General features: G+C 59.1%; 1 protein-coding gene. It reads left to right on the top strand.

The genetic code is table 11. The features are described 5' to 3' along the window. Positions 1–800, top strand: an 800-nt coding sequence (locus tag AWB69_RS45370) for an Hsp70 family protein (protein WP_156529236.1), incomplete at both ends; no start/stop codon positions are given.

The following is an 800-nucleotide window of genomic DNA, read 5'->3' as shown; positions in this document are numbered from 1 at the left end:
GCGCTGCAACGCCTGAAAGAAGCGGCTGAAAAGGCGAAGATCGAGTTGTCGTCTGCTGCTCAGACCGAAATCAACCTGCCGTACGTCACGGCGGACGCGTCGGGTCCGAAGCACCTGAACCTGAAAATTACGCGCGCGAAGCTTGAGTCCCTGGTTGAAGACCTGATCGAGCGCACGATGGAACCGTGCCGTATTGCTATCAACGATGCAGATGTGAAGCTGGATGAGATCAACGACATCATCCTGGTCGGCGGTATGACGCGTATGCCGAAGGTGCAGGAAAAGGTGAAGGAATTCTTCGGCAGGGAACCGCGCCATGACGTGAACCCGGACGAAGCCGTGGCCGTTGGCGCCGCGATTCAAGGCCAGGTTCTGTCGGGTGACCGCAAGGACGTGTTGCTGCTGGACGTGACGCCGTTGTCGCTGGGTATTGAAACGCTCGGCGGCGTGATGACGAAGATGATCAACAAGAACACGACCATCCCGACCAAGCACGCACAGGTCTATTCGACCGCTGACGACAACCAGAGCGCCGTGACGATCAAGGTGTTCCAGGGCGAGCGCGAGATGGCAGCAGGCAACAAGCTGCTGGGCGAGTTCAACCTCGAAGGCATTCCGCCGGCAGCACGCGGCACGCCGCAGATTGAAGTGAGCTTTGACATCGACGCGAACGGCATTCTCCACGTCGGCGCGAAGGACAAGGCGACCGGCAAGGAAAACAAGATCGTCATCAAGGCGAACTCGGGTCTGTCGGACGCCGAGATCGACAAGATGGTCAAGGACGCCGAAGCGAACGCCGA

Source organism: Caballeronia udeis (assembly GCF_001544555.2).
In the GTDB taxonomy this organism is placed as follows: Bacteria; Pseudomonadota; Gammaproteobacteria; order Burkholderiales; family Burkholderiaceae; genus Caballeronia; species Caballeronia udeis.
This window is presented reverse-complemented; position numbering and strand designations above follow the sequence as displayed.